Annotated in this window: 5 protein-coding genes; 3 read left to right on the top strand and 2 right to left on the bottom strand. The window is 68.2% G+C overall.

Annotated features, from left to right (window positions below; translation table 11 throughout):
- The first annotated feature begins 42 nt into the window (after positions 1 to 42).
- Positions 43 to 1,389 carry an MFS transporter gene (locus IF04_RS0130750; protein WP_051831699.1) on the top strand — a complete coding sequence of 449 codons (1,347 nt, stop codon included), beginning with the start codon at positions 43 to 45 and terminating at the stop codon, positions 1,387 to 1,389.
- A gap of 75 nt (positions 1,390 to 1,464) precedes the next feature.
- Here IF04_RS0130750 and IF04_RS0130745 read toward each other — a convergent pair whose 3' ends face one another.
- Positions 1,465 to 1,992, bottom strand: a complete 528-nt coding sequence (locus IF04_RS0130745) for a hypothetical protein (RefSeq protein WP_030265251.1) — start codon at positions 1,990 to 1,992, stop codon at positions 1,465 to 1,467.
- 50 nt (positions 1,993 to 2,042) lie between these two features.
- The gene (locus IF04_RS0130740) at positions 2,043 to 3,164 is read right to left on the bottom strand and encodes a glycosyltransferase family 2 protein (protein WP_051831698.1); all 1,122 of its coding nucleotides are present in this window, start codon (positions 3,162 to 3,164) and stop codon (positions 2,043 to 2,045) included.
- Between the two features lie 551 nt (positions 3,165 to 3,715).
- Here IF04_RS0130740 and IF04_RS0130735 point away from each other — a divergent pair.
- Entirely contained in the window at positions 3,716 to 5,185 is a 1,470-nt protein-coding gene (locus tag IF04_RS0130735; protein WP_245654569.1) for a cellulase family glycosylhydrolase, read from the top strand.
- Positions 5,185 to 6,015 (top strand): SDR family NAD(P)-dependent oxidoreductase, encoded by an 831-nt coding sequence (locus IF04_RS0130730; protein ID WP_051831697.1) that lies wholly within the window; start codon positions 5,185 to 5,187, stop codon positions 6,013 to 6,015. Before IF04_RS0130735 ends, IF04_RS0130730 begins: the two co-directional genes overlap by 1 nt.
- The last annotated feature ends 41 nt before the right edge of the window (positions 6,016 to 6,056 follow it).

Genomic DNA, 6,056 nt, shown 5'->3' with positions numbered 1-6,056 from the left:
CCCCTCACCACCCTCCCTCCCCCGTCCCTGGAAGGACCTGCCATGACGGAGACCGTCAGACCGAGCATGAAGGCTCAGGTCGCCACGGCCACGCGTACCTTTTTCATCTCCGGGTTCGGAACAGCGCTGGAGTTCTACGACTTCATCATTTATGGCCTCGCCGCCGCGCTTGTCTTCCCGAGCCTCTTCTTCCCCAGCTTCGATCCCGCGCTGGGCACTCTCGTGGCCTTCGCCGCCTTCGGTAGTGGCTTTATCGCCCGCCCCCTCGGTGGCATCGTCATCGGCCACTTCGGCGACCGGATCGGGCGCAAGGCCATGCTCGTGCTCACACTCCTGATCATGGGTGCCAGTACCTTCCTCATCGGCTGTCTACCCGACTACCGCACCGTGGGCGTCGCCGCGCCGGTCATGCTCGTCGTCCTCCGCCTCGTCCAGGGCTTCGCAGCCGGCGGCGAGTGGGGCGGTGCCTCCCTCTTCGGCATCGAGAACGCTCCGGAGAACCGCCGCGGCCTGTGGGGCAGCTTCACGAGTGCCGGCATCGGCATCGGCAGCCTCCTCGGAACTGGCGTGTTCACCTTGATCACCCTGCTGCCGGAGGACCAGCTACAGAACTGGGCCTGGCGCGTGCCGTTCTGGCTGGGCGGCCTGCTGGTCCTGGCGGGTGTCGTGGCCCGCAGTCGCATGCCCCGGGAGGAGCGCCGCACCGAGCACGCTCCCCGGGTGCCGATCCTGGAGTCCATCAAGCGGCACCCGCGCCAGATGCTGCTCGCTATCGGCGTGGCCTTCGGCTACAACACCCTGGCCTACATCGGCACGATCTTCACCGTGACCTACGCCGAGGAACTCGGCTACAGCCACACCGAGTCGTTGCTGTTGCAGGTGGCAGGTTCCGTCGCCTTCACCCTCGCCGTTCCGGTCATGGCCCTCCTCTCTGACAAGATCGGCCGCAAGCCCGTCGTCATCCTCGGCACCCTTGTCTACGGTGCGTTCTTCTTCGCCTACTTCCCCATGGTGGACGGGCACATCCTGGCCCTGGCGACCGTCGCCTACATACTGGTGAACGTACTCATGGCCGCTCCCCAGGGCTGCATCCCGGCTTTCCTGGGCGAACAGTTCGCGAGCGCCACCCGCTACTCCTCCATTTCCGCTACGTACCAAACCGGTGCGGCACTGGGCGGCGGCACAGCGGCCACCACCGCTACGGCTCTCTTCATCGCCTTCGACGGCAACCCGATCGGCGTCGGTCTCTACTCCGCGGCAGCGGCACTCGTCCTGTCGCTCTGCGCCTGGGGCCTGCGGGAGACCTTCAAGGTCCCGACGGCAGAGCTCGGCATTCGCCCGCCGGCTAGGCGCGATGCGGGGGCGGTCCTGGACACCACGGCCGGCTGAAGCCACCCGCCGAGGGGCCATGACATCGCCGCGGTCCTCATATGCCACCGCCGGCTCACCAACTGAAATGACGGCTTACAGTTGGTCCCCCACACCGGCTGGTTCCGGAGGATGCGTCCCGCCACCGTCCTTGCTGTCCTGCTCGCAGGTTCGTCTGTCGTAGGACTGGTCATTGGGGATCAACAGCACTCCAGCAACCTGCTCAGGGTGCTCGACGGTGAGCCAGTCGTCGCCCGTGAGGTCACCGTCCGGCCCGAACGCCTCGGACGAATAGACCGTCTTACACCCCAACGCCACGCGCTCCCTATCGACCGCGCAGGCGTCCACTGCAGGGCCGGATATCTCGTCGGCGCCGCCAAAGCGGTAGTGGAAGTAGACCTTGTCACCTTCGGACGGCACCTGCGGGTGGGGCTCAAGGCGCCAGTCAACGACCTCGGCGGTAACGCCGAGAGACCGCCCGGACGTGTCCTCGACCTGCACCCTGACACCGGCCTCACCGCGCTCCGCCGTCGTGTCGGTGCAGCCCCAGGGGGAAGAGCAGCCGGATAGAGCGAGAATCGCCAGAGCCAACGAAGCACCGGCAAGCACCCGTGCGGGGAACACTCAGATGACCTCCAGTCAGGGTGGAGCCGGGCAGTGTATCTCGGGTGAGGTCAGATGACGGGCCAGGGCTTCGGGGCGGATCGGGTCGGCAGTACGGGAGTTGGCTGGCCGGGTGGGGTGTCGGCGCGGCCCTTTTCGTAGATGGTCAGGCCTGAAGAGAATCCGAGGGGGACCAGGAGTAGTTCTACGAAGAGGGCCTTCCAGGCGTAGATGAGGTTGACGATTTTGGTGGCGTAGACGCAGGGGAGGTTGATGAGGACGCTGGCGAGGCGGAGGCGGCGTCTGCGGACGGCGTAGAGCAAGGGCGGGGTGGTCAGGAGGAGTTCGGCGCCGGCCCACCATGCGAGAGATGTGCCCAGTGATTGATCGGTCGTCGCGGCCACTACGAAGGGCGTGGCCCACCAGAGTGGAGCGGTGAGGATCTCCAGGAGGGCGAGCAGCACCCAGACGGCGAGCAGTGGCTTGCGGGTGATGAGGGCGCCGAGATGGAGGCGGACGTTCTGGCAGAAGCCGGCCATCCAGCGCCAGACCTGTTTTCGGAGGTAGGTGAGGGTCTCCGGGTCGGCCGCCCAAGCCAGGGCGTCGGGGACGTAGCGCGCCCGTCTGCCCTGGATCTGTTGGGACCAGGTGAAGTCCATGTCCTCGACGATGGTGCGTTCGGGAAAGCCGCCGAAGTCCATCAGGTCGGTGCGGCGGAAGACCGAGCAGCATCCGGAACAGACCATGGGGCTGCCCGCGAGGGCCTGGATGGGTCGGTGGAAGTGGAAGCCGAAGAGGTATTCCGTGGAGCGGCCGCGCTCCCAGAGGGTGCGGGTGTGGCGGGTCTGGACGTTGCCGGCGGCCACGGCGACCGTGGGGTCGGCGAAGGCTGGGATGACGCGCTCGATGTAGTCCGGCGCGAGGACCGTGTCGGCGTCGACCGCGAGGATCAGGTCCGTATCGCAGTGCGGCAGTGCGTAATTCTGCGCTCTGGCCTTGCTGCCGAGTTGGCGGGGCGGGCGCAGGACAGTTACGTCGTGTGATGCGGCGACGTCCGCCGTACGGTCCGTCGAGGCGTCGTCGATGACGATGACGCGGTCCGGTGGAGCGGTCTGGCTCCGCAGCGCCGCGAGGGTCGCGGGCAGACCGGCTTCTTCGTTATGAGCTGGGACGATGGCTGTGACGCTGTACATGTCCTACTCCCCCGAGTTTGCGGAATCCGGCGGCAGCGAGAGCGATGAGGCCGATCGCGCCGTAGACGATGGTGCTGATGCCGATGAACGGCAATCCTCCGTGCATGTCACCGACGGTAGCGGGAAGTTGAGTTGGCCGTTTTGCGGAGGGAGCCTCCTGTGGATAACTCTCGGATCGCCCAAGACTGAATAGCTGTCACATCGCCCAGGACTGGATAGCTGCCACATCGCCCAGCACTGGCCGGCACGGCCCGGCACAGTCCGGCACGGCCGACACCCCCGCGCTATCCCACACGCACCCCATTTCAGCTCATCTGGCTCATCTGACTCACCGTCCCCTTGCCGCCTGGGCTCCCGGACGTCAAGATGCGGGTTGCGGCGGGCCCTTGGCCCACGCGCCGACCGTCCCCACCGGAGGCCATATGCGTCTGAGCCGCGCCGTCCTCGCCCTGCTGTCCTTCTCCCTCGCCTTCGGCACGGCCCTTCTACCGGAGGCTTCGGCATCGGTCCCACCAGCGGGAGCCTCGGCATCGGCCTTGCCGAAGACTTCGGTGTCGGCCAACGCTGAAGATGCCAAAGCCAACACCACCGCCCCGCCGTCCGGCACAGTGACCACTCCGGACGGCCGCACCCGCCTCGTCGACCGGCACGGCCGCGTCCTCACCCTGCGCGGCCTCAATCTCGGCAAGACCGACACCGTCACGCAGCACCGCGTCGCGCGCCTGGCCGCCGAGGGCTTCACGCTCATGCGGCTCAACATCCAGTGGGAGAAGGTGGAGCCGAAGCGCGGCCGCTACGACACTGCCTACCTGCGCTACCTCGACCGGGTGCTGGGCTGGGCCGACCGGTACGGAGTGCTGGTACTCATCGACTGGCACCAGGACGTGTTCGGCCCGGCCTTCGGGCACAACGGCATTCCCGCCTGGGCCACCCGCACCGACGGCCTGCCCTTCGAGCCGAGCCCCGACGACTGGTTCTCCGACTACTTCCAGCCGGCCGTCCAGGCCGCCTTCACCCACCTGTACGACGACCCGGACCTGCGCGCCGCACAGGCAGCCGCCTACGCCCGTGTCGCCGCAACGCTGCGCGGACACCGCTCGCTACTGGGCTACGACCTGTTCAACGAGCCCTTCGGCCCGGTTCCCGGCGACCCGACCGACCCGGCCAACCAGCTGGCCGCGTCGGTAGCGCTCGAACAGGGCCGGCTGCCGGCGATGTACCGACGCCTCATCGACGCCGTGCGAGCCGTCGACCGCAACGCGTGGCTGTTCGTGGAACCGACCGTTCTGGTCGGCCAGGGAGTACCGACCAGCCTGCCCGGCTTCCACGACCCGCGCCCCGGCGCCGACCGTATCGGATACGCCCCGCACTACTACGACACGGCCGTGGAATCCGGGCAGGACTGGGACCCGGATGGAAGGTTCATCGAGCAGTACGAGGCGGCCATCGGCGCCTACCCGGCCGCGCACCGACTGCCCGTCCTGGTCGGCGAGTGGGGGCCGCCCCGGGCCACCACACCCGGGAACGCAGAGCTGATACGTCGTCAGCTGGAGTCGATGCCGGGCTTCGCTTCGGGGTGGGCCATGTGGTACGACTGCGACGCGCCCGAAGGGGGCGGCTACTGCGTACGAGGTGCCGATGGCCGCCGGGCGCCGGGCAAGGAACCGGTGTTCGGCCCCTACGCGCGCGCCGTCGCAGGCGTCCCCGGGCGCGAGTCGTACACCCCGACGACCGGCGAGTACCGCCTCACCCTCACTGCCAATCGGACGACGCGGCGGGCATGGACGGAGATCACTCTGCCTGCCACGGTGTACCCATACGGTGCCCGGGTGACCGTCGACGGTATACCGGATGCGGATGCCGCGGTGCGGTATGCGGACGGCATCGCCCGGCTGCTACTGCCCTCGACGCGCCCAGGTACCACGGTCGCACTGGCAGTGACTAGCCGTCAGAAGCCAGTGAACGCAGGCGACACCGACCGAGCCCACCCAGACAAGCCCACGCAAGGGAGTACACACTGATGCAACGTCCCGCCCCCTCGTCGTCCTCCTCCCCCTCCCCCGCCCCCGTTCACCTGGTGCCGGGTGGCAGCAGTGGTATCGGGGCTGCCGTGGCCGAGCAGGCGGCGGCTTCGGGTGCGCGTGTTGCTGTTTGCGGGCGGCGGGGCGACATGCTGCGCAAGGTCGCGGACGGGTGTGGGGCCACGGCGTATGTCGCGGACGTCACCGACCGGGCGCAGGTCGAGGAGCTGGTGGCCGCCGTCGTACGGGATCACGGCCGCCTCGACGGTGTCGTCGCCAACGCGGGTGTGATGCGTCCGGGCGGGGTGCTCGACCTGACCGACGAGGACTGGGACGCAACCCTGCGCACCAATCTGACATCGGTCTTCCTTCTCGCCCGCGCCGCGCTACCCCATCTCATCGACTCCAAGGGGTCGTTCGTGACGGTCGGCTCGATAGCCGGGTTGCGTGCCTCGGGCGGGATGTCCGCGTACGCCGCCTCGAAGGCCGGTGCCGCCATGCTGACCGCTACCCTCGCGGCCGAGTTCGGGCCGCGTGGAGTACGTGCCAACACCGTGTGCCCAGGCTGGACCCGTACCGAGATGGCGGACGAGGAGATGCGGGAGTTCGGCGGGCCGTTGGGGCTCGGCGTCGAGGAGTCGTACACCGAGGTCACCGCCCTCGTACCGCAACGCCGTCCCGCCGAGCCCCACGAAATCGCCGACGTTGTGCTGTGGCTTCTGGGCCCGCACTCCTCCTACGTCAACGGCACCACCCTCACCGCGGACGGTGGAACCACCATCGTCGACCCGGGCGCTGTACCGTTCGATTTCCGCTTGTCGGAGCGGTGACACGGTGACAACACCGGAGCGGAGACACGGTGACAACATCG

The sequence above is a fragment of the Streptomyces violens genome (assembly GCF_000717745.1).
GTDB classification, from domain to species: Bacteria; Actinomycetota; Actinomycetes; order Streptomycetales; family Streptomycetaceae; genus Streptomyces; species Streptomyces violens.
The sequence above is the reverse complement of the archived record's forward strand: the minus strand, read 5'-3'. Positions and strand labels throughout refer to the sequence as shown.